Below are 23904 nucleotides of genomic sequence, written 5' to 3' on the forward strand. Positions count from 1 at the left end.
GTGAAGGCCACGGGTATTGTGAGGAGGATTGACGACTTAGGAAGAGTTGTCATCCCAAAAGAAATTCGCAGGACGTTGCGGATTCGTGAGGGAGATCCATTAGAAATCTTTGTGGATCGAGATGGGGAAGTGATTTTAAAGAAATATTCACCCATCGGCGAATTGGGCGAATTTGCTAAAGAATATGCGGAATCGCTCAATGAAACGCTTGGACATATCACCATTATTACCGATCGCGATACAATTATCGCGACAGCAGGTCCCTCGAAGAAAGAGTATCTAGAAAAACCTGTGGGTCCTGATCTGGAAAAAGTCATGGAGGATCGCAAGACGAGCGTGTCTACCACTTCTGGTGATATTCAAATTGTAAGGGATAAGTGGGAGCATGTCGGTTCTCGAGTTATTGTCCCCATTATTTATAATGGCGATCCTATTGGCAGCATTGCATTGGTTGCCCGCGATGAAAACACAAAAATGGGCGAACTGGAACTCAAATTGGCCGAGACGGCAGCAGGATTCCTTTCAAAGCAAATGGATCAATAATCGGGTACATTAGGACTCATAGATAAGGGGCGCAATTTCTGTGCCCCTTGTTTGTTACTTTAAAACTCGTATAAGTCTCGTCCTGTCCCCGTATAATCGTCATATATCGGCACTTGGACAGGGGCGGATTTTTTGTGTCTTCAAGTAAAACGTTCTTGCGTGGAGCACTTGTATTAGGTATTGCTGCGATGATCTCTAAACTACTTGGATCCGTGTATACGGTGCTTTTGCAAAATGTAATTGGAGATCGCGGAATGGGTCTCTATCAAATGGCGTACCCCATTTATGCCACTTTGCTGATCGTGTCCACAGCAGGATTCCCAGTGGCGGTTTCAAAATACGTAAGTGAGTTTACTGCTCTTGGTGACTTGTCTTCTGCAAAAAAGATTTATCGCGTATCTTTTTCTGTGTTGGCGGTAGTCGGATTTTTATGTGCGGCTGGACTTTATGCGTCTGCGGGATTTTTCGCGCGGATATCAGGCGATCCTAAGGCTGTTTATGCGATTCAAGCAATCGCGCCCGCGCTCTTTATCGTTCCTGCGATGAGTACTATGCGTGGCTATTTTCAAGGATGGCAGATGATGAATCCGACCGCTGTCTCTCAAGTGGTAGAACAGTTGGTGCGTGTAGCGACTATCCTCATCGGAGCGTATGTTGTCTTGCACTATGGCTTTGGCGATGCTGTGGCCGCCGCTGCCGCCGCTTTTGGGGCTGCGAGTGGTGGGGTGGCTGGTTTTTTTGTGATGGTGTACTATTTTTGGCGGTATCGAAATTTAGGGGAAGGAAAAAATGCATCAGTCTCTTTTCCCTCCTCACAGACACATACGCGGTTAGGAACTTTACAGATATTGCGTCGGCTTCTCTATTATGCGATTCCTGTGAGTTTAGGAGCTTTAGTCATTCCCCTAACGAGTAATGTAGATGCGTTAACAGTGACGAATTTACTCAAGGAACATGGCGTGTCTCAGGTGGCGGCGACTCGTGATTTTGGTTTACTAGCAGGTCGCGCTTTCAAACTCATGATGTTGCCAGCTGCTCTGGCTAGCTCAATTGGGACGGCGCTGATGCCATCGGTTTCACAGGCGAACGCCTTACAGCAAGCCAATGACACTTCGACGCGTATTCTACTTGGCATGCGTGTGGCGATTCTCTTTTCCTTACCCGCTGCCGCTGGTTTGTTCATTCTCGGAAAGCCGATCGATATTGCTCTATTTCGCGATGCAGCTGGGTATCATACCATTCAAATTCTTGGTGCTGCGACTTTTTTTAGTAGTATACAAATTGCTATGGCAGCAAGTTTACAAGGTCTTGGTGCCGTGTATATTCCCTTGCGGAGCTTATTGATTGGCACGCTCTTAAAAATTGCATTAAACTTTGTTTTAGTTCCGCGGTTTGGCATAGACGGAGCAGCGATGGCAACTACGGTGAGTTATACTGTAGCTGCTGGCATGAACTTTATGAGTTTGCGCAGACGCATCGGCCACTCGCTTGCTCTGCGTAAAATTCTTTGGAAACCAGCAGTGGCTACGTTTGTGATGGGGGCGTTTACATACGCTTCTTATCGGCAGTGGCAGCAACTTGCTCTTCACTTGCCGCCGCGCATTGATGCTTTCTTTGCAATGGCAATTGGTGTAGGCGTAGGGATAGGCGTATATGGAATGATGCTTGTGGTAGTAGGCTCTGTAACCGCTGCGGAATTGAGCGCTATGCCAAAAATCGGGATTCCACTTGTCCGTATTTTTCGCCGTTTTCGATTGCTGACTGAAGAGTAAATCGTGGAATGAGGAACATGGGGGATTTTCATGGGAGTAATCGAGATTGTGGGGCTAGGGCCGGGTTCAGTAGCAGGTCTCCCCTATGGTACATTGCAGCGGATGCAGTCAGGCCATCCCGTCTATTTGCGTACAGCGCGTCATCCAGTGGTCTCATTTTTGGATCAGCAGGGAGTTGTCTATGAAGCGCTGGATCGATTTTATGAGCAGTCAGAAACATTTGCCAAGGTCTATGAGTCGATGGCAGAGTATCTCTTTGCTCAGGCAACGGAAAAAAGTCATCTGATTTACGCAGTGCCTGGTCATCCTGCGATTGCAGAACGCACAGTGGGTCTTTTGGCGAAGTCGGCAGAGTCGTTAGGACATACCCTTCTTTACGGATCAGGGCATAGTTTTCTGGACGATGTGTTGTTGCGCCTTGGCATAGATCCGATCGAAGGCCTTCTCTTTATCGATGCGAGTGATGTTACTCCTTCGCGTCTAAATCCGCGAATGCACACGGTCATTGTACAGATGTACAACCAAGAAAAGGCTGCAGATGTCAAAATCGGTTTATCTGAAGTATACACGGATGAATATCTTGTTACGGTTGTTCGTGCTGTAGGGCTAGAAGATGAGCGAGTGCTCCAAATTCCGCTCTATGAGCTCGATCGTGTTTCGTTTATTGATCATTTGACAACGGTCTATGTTCCGCCTGTCACGGAGCAACCAGAACGATTAGGGGAATGGTCAGTACTTCTAGAAATTGTAGAAAAACTTCGTTCACCAGAAGGTTGTCCTTGGGATATAGAACAAACACACGCGTCATTAGTCCCCTATGTCTTGGAAGAAGCGTATGAAGTGGTCGATGCAATTCATAGAGAAGATATGGAGGACTTGGTAGGGGAATTAGGAGACTTGTTGTTACAAGTCACTCTCCATAGTCAAATCGGTAGTGAAGAAGGGTATTTTAATGCGCGCGATGTTGTGCGTACGCTCTCAGAAAAGCTGATTCGGCGCCACCCTCACGTCTTTGGTGAGAGTACTGCTGCTGATGTGAAAGCGGTCATGGCAAATTGGGAACGAATAAAGCAAGAAGAGAAGGCGCGAGCAGGTGAGGGTGAAAAAGAAGAAGACCTGTCTATTTTAGCGCGTGTTAAGCGAACACAACCTCCTTTACGAGAGAGTGTCAAGCTGCAACAAAAAGCTGCTGAAGTTGGTTTTGATTGGCCTGATGTTCAGGGGGCGCTAGATAAAGTTCACGAAGAACTCAATGAGTTACGGCAAACAGAGTCTCCTGCAGAGCAGGAAAATGAGTTAGGGGATCTACTTTTTTCCGTCGTAAATGTTGCTAGACACTTAGGGATCGATCCGGAAAAAGCATTGCAATCTGCCAATGCAAAATTTCGCGACAGATTTTATGGCGTTGAACAGCAATTGCAAGCAAGAAAATGGTCATTTTCTGACGCAACCCTTGATATTCTCGAGGAATTTTGGCAAAATGCGAAAGAAAAGGTGTCGCTGCGGCAGGAGTTCCCTCATCCCTTCACGAATAGTGACCATTGAAAATAACGCCTTTGAAAGGGGCATGTGGTTTCATGAACAAGGTTGACCTCATCAATAAGGTCGTTGACAAAACGCAATTGCGGAAAAAAGATGTGGAAATTGCAATTAACGCCATGTTGGAGTCTATCTCGGAGGCGTTAGCAGAAGGGGACAAAGTACAATTGATTGGCTTTGGCACTTTTGAGACGCGCAAACGAGCTGCTCGCAGTGGTCGCAATCCGCAAACGGGTGAAGTGATTTCCATTCCAGAGTCCCTTGTACCTGCCTTTAAACCAGGGAATAAACTCAAAGACGTGACAAAGTAAATGCGAGTGGATAAGTTTCTTAAGGTCTCGCGGCTCATTAAACGCAGGACCTTAGCTAAAGAAATATGTGATAGTGGACGTGTAGAAGTCAATGGTCGAGTAGCGAAGGCAGGAACAGAGGTGAATGTGGGCGATACGCTCGTCATCCGTTTTGGGCAACGCATCTTGACCGTTCGCATCGATCAGATTGTTGAACAAATCCGTAAAGAAAATGTTCTTGAATTGTATACCGTTTTGCAAGATGAAAAGCGCCGATCTTCACGGGAAGATTCTGACGAAGAGGACGAGGACGATCTAGATGACTAGATCGTCCTTGTTCTATTTAGCGCACAAAAGCCATATGGTGTTGTATCAAGTGGTACAGGCTTTAACCTTTACGGGAGGTGGCAGCACCTTGCCAGACGAACGACAACGAAGAGAATTGGATAAGCATCAGATTTTGGTCATTAATCGCCAATACGCAGAAGTCACAGGGGTTCTCAATATCGAATCGTTTGATGTGCGGGAATTTGTCTTGCAAACAACGAGTGGTATGCTGGCGATTCGCGGTGACAACTTGCACATTAAAGCGCTTAGTCTTGAGAATGGATTAGTGTCCATTGAAGGAGCCATCTTCGATTTTGTTTATTTTGATGAAGGGTTTAGTGCTGCGCACAAGGCTAAGGGTTTTTTAGGCAAAATCTTTAAATAACCGGGGATGAGTATGGAACTTCAAGCTCAGTACGCCACTGCAATACTCATGAGCGCCGCAGGAGCGGCGCTTGGCGCAGTCTACGACATCTACCGCACTTGTATCAAAGAATGGCGCTTTCTGCGTATTTACTCAGCGCTCCTCGACTTTTTATTTTGGGTATTTGCGCTGATTTTTGTATTTACCCTACTGCTTGGCGCAAATGATGGGGATGTGCGGCTTGTGGTTTTTGTTTTACTAACTCTTGGATGGCTGATTTATTATAAAATTGCACATCCTCTTGTAGTGGCTAGTACACGTCTTGTCGTTCGCGTGGTCTATTCTATCGTGCGATTTATTTACCGCGTATTTGTCGCCGTTGTGGTGATGCCCTTTGTCTATCTTTTTAAAATCCTGATTACGCTGCTTCGCTTTTTCGATCAAGGGCTGCGTATTCTTGAAGTGATCATTGTTTGGCCGCTGGGGAAACTAGGGATGGTACTGAGGCTTAGTTTCCGTGGATTGAAAAAAATTGTGCGGCCATGGTGGAGAAAAGGGAAGGATAAGGCAAGGTCATTGGCGAATAAATATAAAAAACTCATCAGTAAATGGCTGCATGGAGCCACGTCGACTGATGAGGATGATGAAGACGAGACATAGGAGTAGTTGGTATGGAACAAGGCGTTTCAACGAAAGTTGTGCACATGGAGAAGCAGCGTGTAAGACATAAGTTTCCCTTTAAACTGCGCCATGTGATTGTTCTTGCCTTTGTGGTCTGGGGAGCTTATACTTACTTCTTCGTACAACGTCCGCTCTTGCTTCAGGAGGCGGCGATGAAAGCAAAAGTGACACAGCAAGTATACAGCGCCGATCAAGAATCTAAGCGGCTTACTGCGCAAATTCAGGCGTTGCATTCTTATCAGTACATCGCTCAGCTTGCAGAACGCAAGTATAACTTGATTCAACATGGCGACATTCTCTTTTCAACCACTCCGCCTCCGACGAATTGAGTTCTCCTTGACACATTTTTCAACGCTCCGCTATAATCTGTAATATAGATGTGATGTAAAGAGGGGGCTCTTTCGCTTTTATGTCGATTGAACTGGGCAGCAAATTGGAAGGTAAGGTGACAGGGATTACTCATTTTGGCGCCTTTGTATTATTGCCGGGTGGGGAAACTGGTCTCGTTCACATCTCAGAAATTGCGGATTCGTATGTGCGCGACATCAATGAACATTTGAAAGTCAACGATCCCGTGACGGTGAAAGTGATCAATGTTGACAATGGAAAGATCGGACTTTCTATTCGTCAAGCGATTGATAATCCTGCACCACAGCGGTCACATCGACCGCGTAACAATGAGCGCATGGGCGGTAGGCAGACTTTTGAAGATAAGATGTTGCGATTTATGAAAGACAGTGAAGACCGATTGCAAGCGCTTAAACGCAGCGAGTCAAAGCGTGGAGGTAGAGGCGGTCGGAGAAGTTAGTGCCCTAGAAGTGCTGAGTAACTGGCCCAGTTTGATGGACCTGCGAAAGAGCTTTAGGACTATATTCCATTTTATGTGATATTAGCATGAAGAAGCGCCGACTAGTTATCGGCGCTTCTTCATATTGCATTTGATCAAGTAGGGTCATTCTGCGTGGTGCGCCGATATTTATAATACACACGGTTTAACATGAGCACAGAACGCTTATCTCCATCGCGAAACGCCCGCAGGAGTTGGTTTTTAAGCCAATTCGGCATAATGAGCATCCCCTTGTGAAACATGGATACTTTACTATACGCCGTGATCAGATAAATGCCCCAAGTGGACAAGGGTTACGTTGGCTTGTGCAAATAATTCAAGCGCATAGGGATCGACGTGGTACTCTTCCCCGTAAATCACTTTTGCAATGCCCGCTTGAATGATCTGTTTTGTGCATTGTAAACAGGGGAAATGCGTGACGTAAAGCTCTGCACCACGTGTGCTAACGCCAAATTTCGCGCATTGCAAAATGGCGTTACTCTCTGCGTGCACAGTTCGGATGCAGTGACCATCAACTACTTTACAGCCGACGTCGAGACAGTGCACATCTCCAGAAACACTGCCATTGTATCCAGAAGAAATGATTCGCTTCTCACGTACAATCATTGCACCTACTTGTTTGCGATTGCAAGTACTGCGCATCGCAACGAGCTTTGCCATCTCCATAAAATACTCATCCCACGGTTTTCTCATGAGCTCTCCCTTTACTTCGTAAATTCAATGAATGTCGATTCTTAGTATCCCTAAAAACGCGAAAGCTCGCAATGGGAAACTGTTATTCACGCGATTTCTGGCTTTTTCTTGCGAAACGATGGTCATTTTGTCGGTAAATTTATAGGTACGAAGAACAGGCTTTGACAAACTTCGCTGCTCGGTCCATCTACAATAAAGCTATTCTATTATCCTATGACCGGGTGGTGCGAATTTATGCATTCAAAGAGTAAACAAAAACGTCGGATGGGATACGGACATCGTCCTTCCATTCATTTGGTGTCTGCAACGTCGGATTCGCGTTCGCATGGAATGCCTCCACAGGTTGATTTCTCACAATCAACACCCAGTTCATTTGGACAATTTCTGCTTCGGGCGAGGTATTTATTGCTTGCCCTTGTGGGGGGGTATTTGATGGGACGGGCGGTGATTCTCAATACGTTAACGCCATTTGCACTGGCTGGCTACGCAGTGTCTCTCCACATGCGCAAGGGGACTTCATGGTCTGTCGGGATCGGGTTGTTATTAGGTTCGTTATCTGCGATGTCGGCAGGGGCGAATCCCATCTTGCTTCTCGCGATGCTGGTAAGTTATCGCTTCCTGATGTACTTTTTCACACGCTGGGATCGAGTGGATGTTCATGCAATTCCGTTTCTCGTATTTGCAGTCGATGCGGGATTTCGCATTGGTTTTGTGTTGCCGACCTCTCATCTCGATCTATTCTCTGTTGGGATGGCAATTGTGGATGGAGTATTGGCATTCCTCTTGACTCTTATGTTCCTTCAACTCCCCCCTTTATTAACTGCTGCACGGGCAAAAAAACAGTGGCAGACTGATGAGGTAATCGGGCTAGTCATTTTACTGGCCTCATTGATGACCGGATTACAAGGAGTTGAAATTCATGGAATTTCATTGGAAGGGCTGTTTGCGCGTTATCTAGTGGTGCTTTTCGCGGCAGTAGGTGGAGCTGGCATTGGGGGTACTGTTGGAATTGTTACAGGGGTGATCCTTTCGCTTGGGACCTTAACCATGAGTCCCTTGATCGGAGTGCTTGGTTTCGCTGGTGTATTAGCAGGCTTGTTGCGTGAGGGCAAGCGATTTTTCAGTGGGGTAGGTTTTCTTGTTGGATCTGCTGTACTAGCGCTCTATTCTGCACATCCAGCGCAAGCTTGGCAGAGTATATGGTTGTCTGCTTTCGCGGTCTTATTGTTTTATCTTACGCCAAAATCGTTATTTGCAGCTCTAGCTCGTGTTACACCTGGAACTGCCGATCATACGTTGCGTCAACAGGAGCATGTGCGTCGCATTAAGGCCATGATGACGAGTCGCATCGAGGAGGTGGCTACAGTTTTTTCAGAACTAGGCGCCTCTTTTGCAAGTGCGATTGAAACTCCCAAACATCTTGAGGATAAATCAGAACATGCCATTGAATTGAGCAAAAATGAAATCTGCATGTCTTGTCGACGCTTTGAACGATGCTGGCAAAGGGAGCCTGATCACACGCTTGCCGAATTTAGAGAGGCACTGCAGCAGTTGGAGAAAGACGGTGATCTAAGTTTGCAAAATGTCCCGAAACCCTTTTATAGTCGCTGCATCAAACTAGATCGCATCTTACCGGCTTTAAAGCGCGCAGAGATCATGGCGGCCAGAGAACATGTACTGCTGCGTCAGGTGCGTGAAAGTAGGCAATTAGTAGCATCACAACTCGTTGGAGTCGGAGCGATTATGCGTGATTTAGCTCAAGAAATTAAACGCGAAGAAGGGACGAGTCGCAAACAAGAAGCACAGATTATGGCGACATTAGAGAAGCTAGGACTAGAGGTACAAGGAGTAGATATTATCTCGTTGGAAGAAGGAAAGGTGGAGATTGAAGTCTTGCAGATGCACCCATCAGGACACGATGAGTGTGGAAAACTGATTGCACCCCTACTGTCTGAAGTACTCGGCGAGACGATTACAGTGAAAAAGACAGACCCTTCTCCTGATGGTTCTTATCAAGTTGTAACATTAGCTTCAGCCAAACGGTTTCAAGTCAGTTCTGGGTATGCCAGCGCAGCAAAAGATGGGACACTCCAGAGTGGAGATTTCTTTAATGTGGTCGACGTAGGCAACGGGCGTTTCGCGCTTGCTCTTAGTGATGGAATGGGCAATGGTGAGCGAGCGCATAGTGAATCAAGTGCAGCGGTATCTATCGTCCAGCAGGTGCTAAAAGCGGGTTTTGATGAAACTCTAGCGATTAAAACCGTGAATTCGGCACTGCTCTTACGCACAGATCAAGAAATGTATGCCACCCTTGATTTAGCGATCGTAGATCTATTTACAGCGCAAACTGAATTCTTAAAAGTGGGTTCTGTGCCGAGCTATATCAAGCAGGGCAAACGTGTGCAGGTTCTACATGGGCAAAGCATTCCGATTGGAATTCTTACAGATATTGAGGTTCAAACGCAACATGTGTCTCTCGCTGAGGGAGATATCGTGATTTTCATGTCGGATGGGGTAGTAGAGGCTGTCTCGCATTTACAAGATCCAGATGGATGGATTCAGAGACAATTGGAACGTTTTGATTCTGAAGATCCGCAAATTGTGGCTGATCTCTTGTTAGAGTCGAGTGTTCGGGCGGCAGGAGGTGTGATTAAGGACGATATGACTATTCTTTGTGCGAAAATTGAAAAATTTAGACCAGAATGGTCTACGATTCGTTTGCCAGATTTACCTACGATACGAAGTAAAAAGGATCGTAATCGACCAAAGTCTTCTGAACGACACCGACAACTCGTTCAGGTTTAGAGAATAGAGTTCTCGCAAAAAGGGAATACTAGCCGTTAACCCGTTTTGCGAGGAGTGATCGCGCGTGTGGACAGAAGTTACGTTAAAGCAAATTTTACTTATTACAGATGGATGTTCTAATGTCGGTACGGATCCTGTCTATGTGGCGCAAACCGCTCGTGAACAGGGCGTCACAGTCAGCGTCATCGGCATTTTAGACGATGGTGCACTTGGTGAACAGGGGCAGCGAGAAGCAGAAAACATCGCACAGGCGGGAGGTGGGATGTGTCGAATTATTCGAGCGGCAGATTTATCGCACACGATGCAAATGGTGACACAACGGACGATGCAGTTGACCCTACAACAGGTTGTAAACAAAGAATTGCGACAGATTATGGGTCAAGATCAAACGGCATTACCCCCTGACCTACGGACAAAAGTTGCGCGGATGGTTGAGACTGGTACTGAAGAGGTGGAACTCCAGATCGCCTTAGTTGTCGATGTCTCTGCGAGCATGACAAGTAAGATGGCCTCGGTCAGAGAAGCGATTCGCGATTTGGAATTTGGACTTGCTGCACGCGGAGGAAGTCATCGGCTTGTAGTAGTGACTTATCCTGGGGTGTCAGGGGAAGATGCGCAGATGCTTCGCATGGAGGGTGAGAGTGTTGCGGATGCGGTGGGTGCGATGCGAACAGCGGGGAACACGCCAACTGGTCCTGCACTGCAACTGGCTGTTCGTGCACTTCGCGAGTTATCAGGGAATACGTCTACAACGTCGGCGGTAAGAAAGGCTGATGATGAAGAAGGACGTATGCGCCACTATGTCGTTTAATTTGCGAACGCAAGCGGCCTTCCCCGATCTGGCACCAGGGATGACCTTGCATGGTCAGTGGGGAGGCCGTACTTATCGCATCATTCGATTGCTTGGGAGCGGTGCGAACGGGAAAGTTTATCTGGTTTGGCGAGGGCAGGAACGAGTGGCTTTAAAGATTGGGGAAGACCCAACGTCACTTGCTTTAGAGTATGAGCATCTGCGAGAAGTGACCGAAAAAATCCGCGCGTCAGGCATTGTTCCTCAGCTTTTTGAGTTAGAAGATGTCTGCATAGGGGAACGAACTTATCCTGTTTTACTTATGGAATGGATTGACGGGGTGGATCTTACACAGTTTGTCTCGCAGCGTGGCGAGCAGTGGATTGTGGTCTGTCTATGGAAAATGTTGCGTCTCATCGCTGTTTTGCATCAGCAAGGCTATGCGTTTTGTGACGTAAAACCTGCTAATTTACTATTCGATTGGCAAAGCGCAAGTCCACGATTGGTCGACTTTGGCGGAGTGACACCGATTGGTCAGGCAGTACGAGAATACACGGAGCTCTATGACCGCGCTTGGTGGGGCCGCGGTACGCGCAAGGCGGATGAAGCGTATGACGCATTTGCATGTGCGATGCTTGGGCTGCAGTTGGCCCACCCCATTGCGAAGGGAGAGTTGGATCGCTTGCAAAAGAAAAGTCCAGCAGAGCGCAGTGCCTTTTTAGATCAACAATTGCGAGGCCCATGGCGAAATGAAGGACTGCGGAGAGCACTCTATGAACCACTTCAAGGAGGAATGAAATTAGAATCACTCTATGTAGCTCTTTTACCACTCTTACATCGCACAAACCCAGATCATGCGAGTAAAGCACAGTTGCCGATGCGCCGCAAGCAGCGCCGACACCGCAAGTTTGACGCGACAGACTGGGGGTTGCTCATCTCTGTCATCGCATTTACGCTCGCTATGTGTACATTGTGGTGGATTGGCACTTTATAATCTAGATCATTTATAATGGTCTGCATATGAAAGAGTCATCAGGGAGCGGGGGATGGGTCGTGGACGAAGAGCGCGTGCTCCGACTCTGTATGCAGACAGGGTTGCTCTTGTTGCGTTATGGGGGTGAAACATCGCGCGTAGAAGAGACGATGGCGCATATGGCGATGGGGGCGGGTGCGCCGCCTGATAGCGTGCAAAGTTTTGTAACCCCAACAGGAATTTTTATATCGATGACTACAGATAATGGAACACTAACCCATTTAACACGCGTAACAGGACCGGCCACGATGAATTTGGAGAAAGTGACATTGCTTAATGATTTATCGCGCCGCTTACAACGTGGCAATTGTACGGTTGACGAGGCATTCGCAGAACTTGATCGAATTGAGCAGGCACCGTTTATCTATCCTCGCTGGATGCAAATGGTGGCTTCGGCGCTTTCAAGTGGAAGTTTTACTATCATTCTTGGAGGCGCTGGCTCCGACTTTCTGTGGGGGGCTGTAGGGGGGCTAATTGCTCAGGAGACGACACGCTGGCTGACGCGGTATGCGCCGCGGTTTTTTTCTGTTTTGCTCGCCTCGCTGCTTGGGGCCTTGCTTGCGGTTTTAAGTAGTGCAATTGGCTATACGCATGATGAAGGCGCCATAATTATAGGCGCCATCTTGCCGTTACTCCCAGGACTTGCAGTCACGAATGCGATTCGTGATTTGCTAGCGGGGGATCTTTTAGCTGGTGTTGCACGTGGCGCAGAAGCCTTATTTACTTCTGTCGCAATTGCCATTGCAGTAGCAGTCGCGATTGGAATTAGTCCGCGACTAACTTAACTGTACATACCAGGAAAGATCCGGAGAGGGGGAAAGCGGTGAACGTTTTTTTAAGTATGGTTGCAACAGTTGCTTTTGCGGTCCTATACCAAATTCCGCGAAAGGCAATTCTTCCTGTGGGTTTGCTCGGCATCGTAGCTGAATTGTTTTTGATTGCTGCCTCTGAGGAACATGTGGGACTTGTAGCCGTGAGTTTTGCAGCGAGCCTCACGATTTCATTGCTTGGGGAAGGCTTTGCTCGTACTTTGCGAATGCCAGTTACAATTTTCTCAGTGCCAGGAATTATTGTACTCGTGCCAGGAATGAACGCCTATCAGACGATGAAAGATTTTGTGACACATCAATTTATGCAAGGGATTGCTATGGGTACAGAGACGGCGTTGATTGCGGGTGCAATTGCTTCGGGGCTCGTGATGGCGGGCGTCCTCGCTCGATCGGTATGGAGGCCACGCAAAAATGTCGATTGAAGAAAAGGTGGCTGCTGTGCTTGCTCCATGGGTACACGTCGCAAAACAGGCGGATGTGGTGGTGCTCATTGGCGTGAGTGGCGGTGTAGATTCGATGGTGTTATTTGATGTATTAGAACACTTGCGTCACACACTTGTTTTTCGATTAGTGGCATGCCATGTACACCATGGCTTACGTGGGACAGAGGCTGATCGCGATGCACGCGCAGTCCAAAATTTTGCCTTGCAACGCCACGTGGAATTTCGGATGATGCATGTGGATGTGCTTCAGAATCGACTACCAGGTGAATCGGAAGAGATGGCAGCACGGCGCTTGCGTTATGAGGCACTGAAAAATGTGGCAGATGAGTATGAAAGCTGTATCCTGGTCACAGCGCATCATGCCAATGATCAAGTAGAAACGATGTTAGATCGAATTTTGCGCGGGACAGGTCCGTCCGGATTGCGCGCAATGCGAGAAGTGCGGCCGATTGGTAGGCATATCTTAGTGCGCCCTTTGCTTACACTATATAAGAACGATCTAATACAGTATGCACGTACGCGCAATCTCCCTTTTGTCGAGGACTCTAGTAATGCAGATCTGCGGTATCGAAGAAACCGGATAAGAAGGGAACTTCTCCCGTATCTTCGCACATCCTTTAATCCCAAAGTTGATCATGCATTACTGCAATTAGGTCGGATTGTTGCAGACGAGGATCAGTATTTAACAGGCGTTGCACGCGAACATATGTTGGCATGCACTCGTCGGACACACGATGGCACTTTGATTGCACGAGAGGATCTCTTGCGATTACCCATCGCTTTACAACGGCGTGTCATTAAATTAGTATTAGAGGGTATAGATGAAAGTGTCACATGGCAATATGCGGAGATTGAGAACCTTCTCGAGTTGGTTCGAAGCGAAAAAACACGCCGTATGATGTTACCACACGACTGGATGGTATTTACCACAGTTGACTTTTTACATATTGGGCGATTTGCGTCCCGAGGTGATTCGGAAGAATTTCCATGGAACCCATTCCCGCTGGATTGGTCCTCTTTTTTTTCTTTCCTTCGGTTTCATTGGCAAGTTGAAGCGAAGGTGGTCAAGCGTCCGATCGCGTATCCAACGTCCCATTTTGAGGCTTTTTTTGCGCGGTCGCGGGAAGAGTGTTTTATTTTTCGCCCATGGCGAGTAGGGGATCGAATTGAGCCACTTGGCATGAAAGGGAGTAAACTCGTGTCTGACCTTTTTACAGAAGGCAAAGTGGAGCGCGTTTTGCGACCTTACTACCCATTGCTAACCCTTGGGGATGAAATTTTATGGGTGCCAGGTTTATGCCGTAGTCGCAGCCATTTGGTGGATAGCAAGACGGAGTTTGTTCAACAGATTGTATTTCGCGTATAGTGATCTTTCATTGCATTCAGATGTAGCGTATGGTAAGGAGTTAGGGAGGAAGGATATTGAGGGAAGATCTTCAGGAGTTGCTATTTTCCGAAGAGCAGATTCAAACACGGGTAAAGCAAATGGCAAAGCAAGTTGCGCGGGACTATCAAGAGAAGAATCCGGTTGTCGTATGCGTACTAAAGGGCGCTGTGCTGTTTATGGCGGATTTGATCCGCTACATGGAGATCCCGTTAGAGACGGATTTTATCGCCATCTCAAGTTATGGGGCATCGACGAAGTCATCGGGCGTTGTGCGAATTCTAAAAGACTTGGATCGCCCAATTGAAGATCGCGATGTGCTGATCGTTGAAGACATTGTAGACAGCGGATTAACGCTCAGCTATTTGCGCGATTCGCTCTTGCGTCGAAATGCCCGGTCAGTGAAGATTGCAGCGGCTTTTGATAAGCCTGACGGTCGAACGGTGGATATAACACCGGACTATAGCGGCTTTACGGTACCTAACCGCTTTATTGTAGGATACGGGCTCGATTATGCGGAACGATACCGAAATCTCCCGTATGTGGGCGTATTAAAGCCTTCGGTCTATGAAAAGGAAAAGTGCTGAAGCAAAATTCGTGTCAGAGCTTTGACTGATGTGACATGTACGTGTTTTTTTGGCAGTGAGTATGTTACAATATTCCCGCCTTAACCGAGAGGAGGTTAGGAATGAGACGCTTTTATCAAAGCGCAATCTTCTATGTGCTCATCCTGCTAGTCATTATTGGCGTTTTGCAATACATCATGTCGGGGACGCAGCAGAAGACACAATTGACGTGGAGTCAGTTTGTCTCAGATATGCAGAACCATGAAATACGCAGCCTGTATGTGACGGCGGATGGCGCCACGCTGCAGTTGGATGGCACGTTGACAGACAACACCCAGTTTACCTCTCGGGCGTTATATAGTGATCAAATCGTGTCGCAAATTAGCCAGTTGCCGAATGTGACGATTAGCGCGCCGCCAAAGGAATCTTCTTGGCTCAGTTTCTTAAGTACCATCGTTCCTTTTTTGTTAGTGTTCGTGTTGATTTTCTTCTTGTTTAACCAAGGTCAAGGCGGCGGAAACCGCGTGATGAACTTTGGCAAAAGTCGTGCGCGGCTTTACTCGGAAGAAAAGAAGCGCGTGACATTTAACGATGTGGCGGGTGCAGACGAAGAAAAGGCGGAACTTGTTGAAGTTGTCGACTTTTTGCGCGATCCGCGGAAATTCACAGCAGTTGGGGCACGCATTCCGAAGGGTGTATTGCTAGTTGGCCCTCCGGGAACAGGGAAAACACTATTGGCCCGTGCAGTAGCGGGTGAAGCTGGGGTGCCATTTTTTAGTATAAGTGGTTCTGATTTTGTGGAGATGTTTGTCGGCGTCGGCGCTTCGCGTGTGCGAGACTTATTTGAGACTGCGAAGAAAAACGCGCCTTGCATTATTTTTATTGATGAAATCGATGCCGTCGGACGTCAACGTGGAGCAGGACTCGGGGGCGGGCACGATGAGCGAGAACAGACACTCAATCAGTTGCTGGTTGAAATGGATGGTTTTGCAGGCAATGAAGGGATTATCATGATTGCTGCGACAAACCGGCCAGATATTCTGGATCCTGCGCTGTTGCGGCCAGGGCGTTTTGATCGGCAAATTACGGTAGATCGACCTGATGTACGAGGGCGCGAACAGATTCTCAAAGTTCATGCGCGGAACAAACCGCTTGCAAAGGATGTCGCTCTAGATATAATTGCCAAAAGAACTCCTGGTTTTACTGGGGCGGATCTCGAAAACGTCTTGAATGAAGCGGCGTTGCTTACGGCTCGTAAAGACAAGACGGTGGTCGAGATGGTTGAAATTGACGAGGCGATTGATCGGGTGATTGCAGGACCTGAGAAGCGCAGCAAGGTGATCAGTGACAAAGAAAAACGTTTAGTGGCTTTTCACGAAAGTGGACACGCTGTGGCTGGGTATTTCTTGAAATCCGGCAATCAAGTTCATAAAGTTACGATTATACCTCGCGGCATGGCGGGTGGATATACAGTATCGCTGCCGAAGGAAGATCGCAGCTTCATGACACGTGAAGACATTCTCGACCAAGTAGTCGAATTGCTCGGTGGGCGAGTTGCCGAAGAGATTGTTTTGGGAGAGATCAGCACAGGAGCATCGAATGATCTGGAACGCGTTACTGGCATTGTACGTCGGATGATTACTGAGTTTGGCATGAGTTCGAAACTTGGCCCTATGCAGTTTGGTCACCGCCAAGGTCAAGTCTTTCTAGGAAGAGACATTGCAACTGAGCAAAATTACAGCGATGCCATCGCATTTGAAATTGATCAAGAGATGCGGCGCGTGATTGACGAATGCTATGAGCGTACGCGGGCACTGCTTACGGAGCATCGCGCACAGTTGGATCTCTTGGCGCAGACTCTGCTTGAGATGGAGACGCTTGATGGTGAGCAGATTCGCCAGTTGATGGAATATGGCCGCTTGGTAGAAGATGGAGAAGACGGAGGACCAAAAATCAAAATTGGCGGTCGGGGGTTTGGGGACGATCCTTCACCAAGTTTGTCTTAGATGTGAAGAGCTGTAAAACATCTACTAGGTATACGGGATGATTTTCTTCCTGTATACCTATCTCCATATTGTCAGACTTACTCAATGGAACAGATTTGAAAGGGTGAAATGAAGGGCTTGTCAAATGTTCAGGATTATGTCATTGTAGCGACGGGCAGAGAAGGAAGAGTGCTCGCTTATGCAGCAGTTACACGCTCTCTTGTAGATGAATTGCAGCGACGACATGATACTTGGCCGGTCGTGACAGCGGCACTTGGTCGTGTTGCAACGATGGGTGCATTATTTACGCCGACACTGAAACATGAACATCATCAAGTTACGCTTCAGATTCAAGGCAATGGGCCAGCAGGTAAAATTGTAGTGGTCGCGACAGGGGAGGGGACTGTACGTGGATATGTTGAGCATCCACATATCGATCTGCCGCTTAACTCAGCGGGGAAGCTCGATGTAGGCGGGGCCGTAGGCCATGAAGGTGCCCTTTACGTTGTAAAGGATTTAGGGTTGCGTGAACCTTATCGTGGTCATGTGCCGCTAGTCTCCGGGGAGATAGGGGAAGATTTCGCTTATTACTTTGCTGCATCAGAGCAAGTTCCTTCGGCTGTCGCTGTTGGAGTACTGGTTGCTCCAGATCTGTCTGTGTTAGCAGCAGGGGGATTTGTTATTCAAATGCTTCCTGAGGCGACTCCGAGTGACATTGCATATGTGGAGGAACAGGTTGCACAATTGCCGCAAGTTACTTCACTACTGCATGAGGGAGACAAGCCGGAAGATTTGTTGCGTCGTGTACTTGGCGATGACATGAAGGTACTTGCGCGTCGACCGCTTATTTTTGCTTGCACTTGTAGTAAAGAACGTTTAGGTCGAGTGTTGTTGTCGCTTGGGAAGCAAGAACTGACGGAGATTCTAGAAGAGCAAGGGCAGGCAGAACTGATTTGTCATTTTTGCAATGCGAAATACTTGTTCGATCACGAGGAACTCATGCATTTGCGCGATGAAGCAAAATAGGTAATCAATCTATGCAAAGGGGGTTGTGGGATGCGGGTGACAGAAGACATTCTAGAATTAATCGGCAATACTCCCATAGTAAAATTGCGGAATTTGGTAGATCATTCATATGCTGATGTCTATGTGAAGTTAGAATGGTTTAACCCAGGGGGGAGTGTAAAGGATCGCGTGGCTCTCCACATGGTGGAAGCAGCAGAGCGAGAGGGTGTACTTAAACCTGGCATGGTAATCGTAGAACCGACTAGTGGAAATACAGGAATTGGATTGGCGCTTGTCGGAGCTGCCAAAGGGTATAAAGTGATGCTTGTCATGCCTGAGACGATGAGTGTTGAACGGCGCAGTTTATTGCGCGCATACGGGGCAGATTTGATCCTCACTCCTGGAATCGAAGGTATGCGCGGGGCAATTGCAAAAGCTGCAGAAATTGCAACGAGTGATCCCAAACAGTATTATATGCCGCAACAATTTGACAATCCAGCAAATGTTGCAGCACATCGAGAGACGACAGCGAAAGAAATTGTCGCGCAGATGGAAGGGGAGCTAGATGCTTTCGTTGCCACAGTAGGCACTGGTGGGACATTGACGGGAGTGGGTGAGGTGTTGCGCGATCAAATACCCAATTGCAAACTGATTGCAGTTGAACCAGCGGGTTCTCCAGTGTTGTCAGGTGGGCAGGCTGGCCCCCATAAAATTCAGGGCATTGGTGCAGGGTTTGTACCTTCAATTTTAAATCGTGATCTCATCGATCAAATCCTCCAGGTTTCCGATGAGCAGGCGTTTGCAATGGCGAGGAGAATGGCGCGCGAGGAAGGACTGTTAGTCGGAATTAGTTCTGGAGCTGCCGTGAGTGCTGCGTTAAAAGTAGCAAAAGAGCTGGGTGAAGGGCATAAAGTGTTGACGATATCTGCTTCAAACGGTGAACGCTATCTCAGCACACCGTTATTCCAAGAAGTGTGAGTTGGTGATCGGGAAAATGACGCAAGTTTTACAACGTAAAAAGCGAATTCCTGAGGTTGATTCTGTTATTGCAAACCTTGGGAAACGAACACTTGTGATGGGAATTCTAAACGTAACCCCAGACTCATTTTCTGATGGTGGTAAGTACAATCAGGTGGATCGAGGGTTAGCGCATGCTCATTCTATGGTTGAGTCGGGTGCAGATCTGATCGATGTGGGGGCTGAATCGACTCGTCCGGATCATTTACCAGTATCGGCACAAGACGAGTGGGAGCGGCTAGATGCTTTACTTCCAGCTTTGCGTGCTGAGATCCCAATCCCACTCTCGATTGACACATATAAAGCTGAAGTGGCGTGGCGCGCAGTTGCATCTGGAGTAGATATCATCAATGACGTCTGGGGCGGAGTGTATGATCCCGAGATGTTTGACATCGTTGCCCAGACGGGCGTGCCGTATATCTTGATGCACAATACGATGGGATTACCACAAATTGAAGAGGATATCGTAGATGCGGTTTATCGATTTTTTACAGAACAAATGAATAAGGCAATCAAGGCAGGTGTAAAGAGACAACAGATCATTCTCGATCCGGGAGTAGGTTTTGGGAAAACTGTCCTGCAAAATCTACAACTGATCAATCGTTTAGATGCATTTCTTTCTCTTGGTCAACCGCTTTTGATTGGGACATCAAGAAAGTCTGTCATTGGCTCAGTGTTGAATCTTCCGGTGAGTGAACGGATAGAAGGAACGGCTGCGACAGTTGCGATTGCAATTGCGCGCGGTGCTGATATCGTACGTGTGCACGACGTAAAAGAGATCGTGCGAGTAGTAAAAATGACAGATTCGATGGTGCGCTAGAATGGAGTCACACACTTGTTTTCTCTCGCTTGGGTCAAATCTTGGGGATCGAGCACTGCACTTACAAGCTGCTTACTGTGAACTCGCACACATTGAACAGACGCAGATTGTAGCGCAATCGCGGATTTATGAAACGGACCCTGTGGATTTTACAGATCAAGCGCCGTTTTTTAATGCAGTCGTTATGTTAAAGTCATTCCTTGCACCGGAACAACTGCTTGCCGCTTGTTTAGAGATTGAACAGCGTTTGGGGCGTGTTAGAACGGTACGGTATGGACCGCGTGTCATTGATCTAGATGTGCTGTTTTACGATGACTGGGTAATGAATCAGGAAAAACTTCAAGTCCCGCATGCGCGTCTGCACGAGCGGGCGTTTGTGCTTGTTCCGATGATGGAGCTCGCTCCTTTGTGGCTACATCCAACTTTACAGCTCACAATCGCCCAATTATATGAACGCGTAGATGGAAAAGAGGGTGTGAGACTTTGTCCGAGCTATTTGCGAAGCGATTGCGCGCATACCGAAAGTTAAAGCAAATGACGCAAATCGAGTTTGCACATGCGCTGGGCGTATCAGTAGCAATTGTTGGCGGATTAGAGCGTGGGACGCGAACACCTGAGCCACAATTGATGAAGAAGATTGAAGAAATCTTGCAAGTCACAAGCTCAGACTTAGGATTAGAATAATTTATTACATTATAGAAGAAATGAAATAGGTATGGAGGGATTGGCATTTGGGTCAAGTGAAGATGGAAATTCCTGCCTTGTCAATTGGCCATGTACAAATTGATCATCCGGTTGTACTGGCGCCGATGGCAGGTGTTTGTAATCCTCCTTTTCGTAAATTAGCAAAACGTCTTGGGGCGGGAATGGTCTGTGCGGAGATGGTAAGTGATAAAGCACTTGTACATCATAATGAGCGAACGAAGCACATGCTGCAAATCGTACCTGATGAACATCCCGTAAGTTTGCAAATTGTTGGTTACGATAAGGAAACCATGGTACAGGCTGCGGAGATGGTGGCCCAAGGAACCAATGCAGACATTATTGATATTAACATGGGGTGCCCGGTCTTGAAAATCTATAAAAATGGCTCGGGTGCAGCACTTGCACGCAATCCAGAGTATGCAGCGGAGATTGTGGAGGCAGTTGTAAAACGCGTTGATCGACCAGTTACAGTAAAATTCAGAAAAGGGTGGGATGATGGCCATGTAAACGCGGTAGAGGTGGCCAAAGCAGTAGCGTCGGCTGGTGCGAAAGCTGTGACTGTACATGGACGAACGGCGCGACAGATGTATTCAGGAAAGGCAGATTGGTCAATTATTCGTGAGGTTAAGGAAGCTGTATCCATTCCAGTGATTGGCAATGGAGATGTTACTTCGCCTGAAGATGCGCTCGAATTACTTCAACAAACAGGGTGCGATGGAGTAATGATCGGCCGAGGAGCACTTGGGAATCCGTGGATTTTCAAACAAGTGGTGCATTATCTTGAGACGGGTGAAGAGTTGCCACCTCCAAGTGTACGTGAACGGATGGAAATAGCAATTGAGCATCTCCACTTGCTCGTGGAAGAAAAGGGAGAGTATATTGGCGTTCGTGAAATGCGCAAACATGCGGGGTGGTATGTAAAGGGAATTCCGCATTCAGCGCAGCTGCGCGACTTGATCAATACGCAGGAAAGTGCAGTAGAGTTTGAGAAGCTACTTCGTTCTATCGAGGTCTAGAACGCATATTATACATGGGAAAGAGCAAACTACGGTGGCTGAATTTGGTGAGGGGATCTGATCTGAGGAAAAAGGTTTCTTCACTACAGCTTAGGCTTTCTTCATAATAGTAGGAATACGTTGACACTCGAAAAGGGATGCCCTATAATTACCGCAGATTCCGAGTCTACGGATTTGATGCGACACTGTTGGGACATCTCCTGACAGTGCTTTTGACCTAGTCTCTATAGAAGGTAGTTTGCGGACAGAGTTTAAAGGAGCGAATCACATGTCTGAAAAAGAAGTTCTCCTCACACCAGCTGGTCTGAAAAAGTTGGAGGAGGAATTAGAAAACCTAAAGTCTGTCAAGCGCCGAGAAGTTGCCGAGCGGATTAAAACCGCGATTGGCTATGGGGACATTAGCGAGAACTCTGAATACGAAGATGCTAAAAATGAACAAGCGTTTGTTGAAGGTCGCATTATCACACTAGAAAAGATGTTGCGTAACGCCCGCATTATCAATGAAGAAGAAGTGGATACGGGTGTTGTTAGCATTGGATCGACGGTGCGCGTACGCGATGTTGAATTTAAGGACGAGATGGAATATTTGATTGTCGGTTCAGCTGAGTCTGATCCTTCGGATAATAAAATCTCCAATGAATCTCCAGTTGGCAGAGCATTATTAGGAAAATCTGTTGGATCAACGGTAGAAGTAAACGTTCCGGCAGGTACAATTCGATATGAAGTGTTAGAGATTAGAAAATAGGGAAGAATGCGCATCGCTTTAAGCGCAAGTTGTAACGAGGAGTTAGGGGAATGGAACATACAGAATCAGACACGCAAATGCAAGAAGAAAATATGGAAGATCTTTTTGCCGCGCGCCGGGCAAAACTGAATTTTTGGCGGGAGCGCGGCATTGATCCATTTGGCGGAAAGTTTGAGATCACACATCGTTCATCCGATATTATCCGCAAAGTTGAATCGATGTCGCGGGAAGAACTGGATGAACATAAGATTTATGTGAAAATTGCAGGGCGACTCATGTCCCGCAGAGGACATGGGAAAGCTGCATTTGGCCATATTCTCGATTCGGATGGCATGATACAGATCTATGCTCGCATTGATACTCTCGGCGAAGACCATTATCAAGAGTTTAAGGCATTAGATATTGGAGATATCATCGGAGTTGAAGGTTTTGTCTTCAAATCAAACCATGGAGAAGTCACTGTACACGTAGAGCACCTCACATTGTTGGCGAAATCTCTGCTCCCACTTCCTGAAAAATGGCATGGATTACGGGATGTAGAGACTCGCTACCGACGTCGCTATGTTGATCTGATCATGAATACAGACGTGCGAGAAACGTTCATTATGCGTAGCCGCATCATCCAATCGATGCGCAGGCATTTAGAGGCGCAAGGATTTCTCGAAGTGGAGACGCCAACCCTGCATTCAATTGCAGGAGGAGCTGCAGCACGCCCTTTTCGCACACACCACAATGCGTTGGACATGCCTTTAGTGATGCGAATTGCACTTGAGCTACATTTAAAACGCTTGATCGTAGGTGGATTAGAGCGCGTGTATGAAATAGGACGCGTGTATCGCAATGAGGGAGTCTCAACTCGTCATAATCCGGAATTTACCATGATGGAGCTGTATGCAGCATATATGGATTTTCAGGACATGATGAAGTTGACAGAGGAACTGATTGAGCAAATCGCCCTCGATGTGCGTGGCACAACCGAGATTTCTTATGGGGAGCGACAGATCAGTTTGCGGACGCCATGGCGTAGAGTGCATATGGTAGATCTTATCGCTGAATTGACGGGTGTAAACTTTTTTACAGTACAGACGACGGAAGAAGCGAGAAAACTTGCGATAAGTCACGGCGTGGCGATTACTGATACGATGGAGTTCGGTCATATTGTCAATGAATTTTTTGAACAGAAAGTAGAAGATACGATCGTTGATCCGACGTTTATCTATGGACATCCGGTGGAAATTTCACCATTAGCTAAGAAAAATGCAGAAGACCCACGTTTTACCGATCGATTTGAACTGTTTATTGCGGGACGTGAGTATGCGAATGCTTTTAGTGAACTGAACGATCCGATTGATCAACGCGAACGATTTGAGGCACAATTACGCGAACGCGAATTAGGGAACGATGAGGCACATGAAATGGATGAAGATTTTATCATGGCTTTAGAGTATGGGATGCCACCGACGGGTGGGCTTGGCATTGGTGTCGATCGATTAGTCATGCTACTGACAAATCAACCATCGATTCGCGATGTCCTCTTATTTCCTCTGATGCGATCAGTAGAGTAATCTTGACTCGCCTCAATGGCTCGATGTGATGAATACGGATTGTGAGCCATCAGACAGAGCGAAAGTTGGGGCGAGTGTGAATTGTTTGATAAAAATCCCAGCTTTGAACTTTTATGACTTGAGGGCTTGCATTTTTTCA

At 47.3% G+C, this 23904-nt stretch carries 26 protein-coding genes and 1 pseudogene; 25 read left to right on the forward strand and 2 right to left on the reverse strand.

The genetic code is table 11. The annotated features are described in order from the left end of the window. The 9 genes from spoVT to BM613_RS02715 all read left to right on the forward strand — a co-directional run bounded on the left by spoVT (position 1) and on the right by BM613_RS02715 (position 6324). Complete coding sequence (gene spoVT / locus BM613_RS02675; protein ID WP_109429635.1) at positions 1-543, forward strand: stage V sporulation protein T; 543 nt, start codon at positions 1-3, stop codon at positions 541-543. Between the two features lie 134 nt (positions 544-677). Next, a complete protein-coding gene (locus BM613_RS02680) occupies positions 678-2315 on the forward strand; it encodes a putative polysaccharide biosynthesis protein (RefSeq protein WP_109429636.1) in 1638 nt (545 codons plus the stop codon). A 30-nt stretch (positions 2316-2345) separates the two neighbouring features. Further along, entirely contained in the window at positions 2346-3860 is a 1515-nt protein-coding gene (gene yabN / locus BM613_RS02685) for a bifunctional methyltransferase/pyrophosphohydrolase YabN (protein ID WP_109429637.1), read from the forward strand. A 32-nt stretch (positions 3861-3892) separates the two neighbouring features. After that, positions 3893-4165 (forward strand): HU family DNA-binding protein, encoded by a 273-nt coding sequence (locus BM613_RS02690; RefSeq protein ID WP_109429638.1) that lies wholly within the window; start codon positions 3893-3895, stop codon positions 4163-4165. Next, positions 4166-4471 carry an RNA-binding S4 domain-containing protein gene (locus BM613_RS02695; RefSeq protein WP_109429639.1) on the forward strand — a complete coding sequence of 102 codons (306 nt, stop codon included), beginning with the start codon at positions 4166-4168 and terminating at the stop codon, positions 4469-4471. Further along, positions 4464-4856: a sporulation protein YabP gene (gene yabP / locus BM613_RS02700; RefSeq protein ID WP_342767150.1), complete on the forward strand. Its 393-nt coding sequence runs from the start codon at positions 4464-4466 to the stop codon at positions 4854-4856. The genes BM613_RS02695 and yabP overlap by 8 nt, the downstream gene beginning before the upstream one ends. 12 nt (positions 4857-4868) lie before the next feature. Further along, on the forward strand, positions 4869-5495 hold the full coding sequence (gene yabQ, locus BM613_RS02705; RefSeq protein WP_219930617.1) for a spore cortex biosynthesis protein YabQ: 627 nt from the start codon (positions 4869-4871) through the stop codon (positions 5493-5495). Positions 5496-5506: 11 nt separating this feature from the next. After that, positions 5507-5845, forward strand: a complete 339-nt coding sequence (locus BM613_RS02710) for an FtsB family cell division protein (protein ID WP_109429641.1) — start codon at positions 5507-5509, stop codon at positions 5843-5845. An 80-nt stretch (positions 5846-5925) separates the two neighbouring features. Next, on the forward strand, positions 5926-6324 hold the full coding sequence (locus BM613_RS02715; RefSeq protein WP_109429642.1) for a S1 domain-containing RNA-binding protein: 399 nt from the start codon (positions 5926-5928) through the stop codon (positions 6322-6324). 134 nt (positions 6325-6458) lie between these two features. On the opposite strand, the gene cmpA is transcribed toward BM613_RS02715, so the two are convergent. Both cmpA and BM613_RS02725 read right to left on the reverse strand, forming a co-directional pair. Beyond that, positions 6459-6581 (reverse strand): cortex morphogenetic protein CmpA, encoded by a 123-nt coding sequence (gene cmpA, locus BM613_RS02720; protein WP_109429643.1) that lies wholly within the window; start codon positions 6579-6581, stop codon positions 6459-6461. Between the two features lie 34 nt (positions 6582-6615). Then, on the reverse strand, positions 6616-7056 hold the full coding sequence (locus BM613_RS02725; RefSeq protein ID WP_109429644.1) for a ComE operon protein 2: 441 nt from the start codon (positions 7054-7056) through the stop codon (positions 6616-6618). Positions 7057-7290: 234 nt separating this feature from the next. On the opposite strand from BM613_RS02725, the gene spoIIE reads away from it, so the two are divergent. The 16 genes and pseudogenes from spoIIE to lysS all read left to right on the forward strand — a co-directional run bounded on the left by spoIIE (position 7291) and on the right by lysS (position 23765). Further along, positions 7291-9861 carry a stage II sporulation protein E gene (gene spoIIE, locus BM613_RS02730; protein WP_181362848.1) on the forward strand — a complete coding sequence of 857 codons (2571 nt, stop codon included), beginning with the start codon at positions 7291-7293 and terminating at the stop codon, positions 9859-9861. Positions 9862-9925: 64 nt separating this feature from the next. Further along, positions 9926-10672 carry a VWA domain-containing protein gene (locus BM613_RS02735; RefSeq protein WP_109429646.1) on the forward strand — a complete coding sequence of 249 codons (747 nt, stop codon included), beginning with the start codon at positions 9926-9928 and terminating at the stop codon, positions 10670-10672. Beyond that, a complete protein-coding gene (locus tag BM613_RS02740; RefSeq protein ID WP_181362849.1) occupies positions 10662-11645 on the forward strand; it encodes a protein kinase domain-containing protein in 984 nt (327 codons plus the stop codon). Before BM613_RS02735 ends, BM613_RS02740 begins: the two co-directional genes overlap by 11 nt. Positions 11646-11704: 59 nt before the next feature. Next, complete coding sequence (locus BM613_RS02745; protein ID WP_181362850.1) at positions 11705-12469, forward strand: threonine/serine exporter family protein; 765 nt, start codon at positions 11705-11707, stop codon at positions 12467-12469. 23 nt (positions 12470-12492) lie between these two features. After that, positions 12493-12936 (forward strand): annotated as a pseudogene (locus BM613_RS02750) (threonine/serine exporter family protein); the annotation flags it as partial. Continuing rightward, positions 12926-14323: a tRNA lysidine(34) synthetase TilS gene (gene tilS / locus BM613_RS02755; protein ID WP_109429650.1), complete on the forward strand. Its 1398-nt coding sequence runs from the start codon at positions 12926-12928 to the stop codon at positions 14321-14323. The pseudogene BM613_RS02750 and the gene tilS, both read left to right, overlap by 11 nt. Before the next feature lie 56 nt (positions 14324-14379). Further along, on the forward strand, positions 14380-14928 hold the full coding sequence (gene hpt / locus BM613_RS02760) for a hypoxanthine phosphoribosyltransferase (RefSeq protein WP_109429651.1): 549 nt from the start codon (positions 14380-14382) through the stop codon (positions 14926-14928). A gap of 101 nt (positions 14929-15029) precedes the next feature. Further along, complete coding sequence (ftsH, locus tag BM613_RS02765; RefSeq protein ID WP_109429652.1) at positions 15030-16913, forward strand: ATP-dependent zinc metalloprotease FtsH; 1884 nt, start codon at positions 15030-15032, stop codon at positions 16911-16913. Between the two features lie 117 nt (positions 16914-17030). Beyond that, positions 17031-17918 carry an Hsp33 family molecular chaperone HslO gene (gene hslO / locus BM613_RS02770; RefSeq protein ID WP_109429653.1) on the forward strand — a complete coding sequence of 296 codons (888 nt, stop codon included), beginning with the start codon at positions 17031-17033 and terminating at the stop codon, positions 17916-17918. A gap of 30 nt (positions 17919-17948) precedes the next feature. Next, positions 17949-18875, forward strand: a complete 927-nt coding sequence (cysK, locus tag BM613_RS02775) for a cysteine synthase A (protein WP_109429654.1) — start codon at positions 17949-17951, stop codon at positions 18873-18875. Positions 18876-18891: 16 nt separating this feature from the next. Continuing rightward, on the forward strand, positions 18892-19734 hold the full coding sequence (folP, locus tag BM613_RS02780) for a dihydropteroate synthase (protein WP_109429770.1): 843 nt from the start codon (positions 18892-18894) through the stop codon (positions 19732-19734). 1 nt (position 19735) lies between these two features. After that, positions 19736-20263 carry a 2-amino-4-hydroxy-6-hydroxymethyldihydropteridine diphosphokinase gene (gene folK, locus BM613_RS02785; protein ID WP_109429655.1) on the forward strand — a complete coding sequence of 176 codons (528 nt, stop codon included), beginning with the start codon at positions 19736-19738 and terminating at the stop codon, positions 20261-20263. A gap of 5 nt (positions 20264-20268) precedes the next feature. Then, positions 20269-20418, forward strand: coding sequence for a helix-turn-helix domain-containing protein (locus tag BM613_RS02790; RefSeq protein ID WP_181362851.1), 150 nt, complete (start codon positions 20269-20271; stop codon positions 20416-20418). A gap of 62 nt (positions 20419-20480) precedes the next feature. Further along, positions 20481-21455: a tRNA dihydrouridine synthase DusB gene (gene dusB / locus BM613_RS02795; RefSeq protein ID WP_109429771.1), complete on the forward strand. Its 975-nt coding sequence runs from the start codon at positions 20481-20483 to the stop codon at positions 21453-21455. Between the two features lie 268 nt (positions 21456-21723). After that, positions 21724-22200 carry a transcription elongation factor GreA gene (gene greA, locus BM613_RS02800; protein WP_109429657.1) on the forward strand — a complete coding sequence of 159 codons (477 nt, stop codon included), beginning with the start codon at positions 21724-21726 and terminating at the stop codon, positions 22198-22200. Positions 22201-22277: 77 nt separating this feature from the next. Then, positions 22278-23765 carry a lysine--tRNA ligase gene (lysS, locus tag BM613_RS02805; RefSeq protein ID WP_109429772.1) on the forward strand — a complete coding sequence of 496 codons (1488 nt, stop codon included), beginning with the start codon at positions 22278-22280 and terminating at the stop codon, positions 23763-23765. Positions 23766-23904: the final 139 nt, after the last annotated feature.

It is taken from the genome of Sulfoacidibacillus thermotolerans, assembly GCF_003144315.1.
GTDB classification, from domain to species: domain Bacteria; phylum Bacillota; class Bacilli; order Alicyclobacillales; family SLC66; genus Sulfoacidibacillus; species Sulfoacidibacillus thermotolerans.

Excerpts from the sequence above, each read along its gene's own strand:
- yabN (WP_109429637.1), top strand. The coding sequence starts at position 2,346 with ATGGGAGTAATCGAGATTGTGGGGCTAGGGCCGGGTTCAGTAGCAGGT.
- BM613_RS02690 (WP_109429638.1), top strand. The coding sequence starts at position 3,893 with ATGAACAAGGTTGACCTCATCAATAAGGTCGTTGACAAAACGCAATTG.
- BM613_RS02695 (WP_109429639.1), top strand. The coding sequence starts at position 4,166 with ATGCGAGTGGATAAGTTTCTTAAGGTCTCGCGGCTCATTAAACGCAGG.
- yabP (WP_342767150.1), top strand. The coding sequence starts at position 4,464 with ATGACTAGATCGTCCTTGTTCTATTTAGCGCACAAAAGCCATATGGTG.
- yabQ (WP_219930617.1), top strand. The coding sequence starts at position 4,869 with ATGGAACTTCAAGCTCAGTACGCCACTGCAATACTCATGAGCGCCGCA.
- BM613_RS02710 (WP_109429641.1), top strand. The coding sequence starts at position 5,507 with ATGGAACAAGGCGTTTCAACGAAAGTTGTGCACATGGAGAAGCAGCGT.
- BM613_RS02715 (WP_109429642.1), top strand. The coding sequence starts at position 5,926 with ATGTCGATTGAACTGGGCAGCAAATTGGAAGGTAAGGTGACAGGGATT.
- cmpA (WP_109429643.1), bottom strand. The coding sequence starts at position 6,581 with ATGCCGAATTGGCTTAAAAACCAACTCCTGCGGGCGTTTCGCGATGGA.
- BM613_RS02725 (WP_109429644.1), bottom strand. The coding sequence starts at position 7,056 with ATGAGAAAACCGTGGGATGAGTATTTTATGGAGATGGCAAAGCTCGTT.
- spoIIE (WP_181362848.1), top strand. The coding sequence starts at position 7,291 with ATGCATTCAAAGAGTAAACAAAAACGTCGGATGGGATACGGACATCGT.
- BM613_RS02740 (WP_181362849.1), top strand. The coding sequence starts at position 10,662 with ATGTCGTTTAATTTGCGAACGCAAGCGGCCTTCCCCGATCTGGCACCA.
- tilS (WP_109429650.1), top strand. The coding sequence starts at position 12,926 with ATGTCGATTGAAGAAAAGGTGGCTGCTGTGCTTGCTCCATGGGTACAC.
- ftsH (WP_109429652.1), top strand. The coding sequence starts at position 15,030 with ATGAGACGCTTTTATCAAAGCGCAATCTTCTATGTGCTCATCCTGCTA.
- cysK (WP_109429654.1), top strand. The coding sequence starts at position 17,949 with ATGCGGGTGACAGAAGACATTCTAGAATTAATCGGCAATACTCCCATA.
- folP (WP_109429770.1), top strand. The coding sequence starts at position 18,892 with ATGACGCAAGTTTTACAACGTAAAAAGCGAATTCCTGAGGTTGATTCT.
- folK (WP_109429655.1), top strand. The coding sequence starts at position 19,736 with ATGGAGTCACACACTTGTTTTCTCTCGCTTGGGTCAAATCTTGGGGAT.
- BM613_RS02790 (WP_181362851.1), top strand. The coding sequence starts at position 20,269 with ATGACGCAAATCGAGTTTGCACATGCGCTGGGCGTATCAGTAGCAATT.
- dusB (WP_109429771.1), top strand. The coding sequence starts at position 20,481 with ATGGAAATTCCTGCCTTGTCAATTGGCCATGTACAAATTGATCATCCG.
- greA (WP_109429657.1), top strand. The coding sequence starts at position 21,724 with ATGTCTGAAAAAGAAGTTCTCCTCACACCAGCTGGTCTGAAAAAGTTG.
- lysS (WP_109429772.1), top strand. The coding sequence starts at position 22,278 with ATGCAAGAAGAAAATATGGAAGATCTTTTTGCCGCGCGCCGGGCAAAA.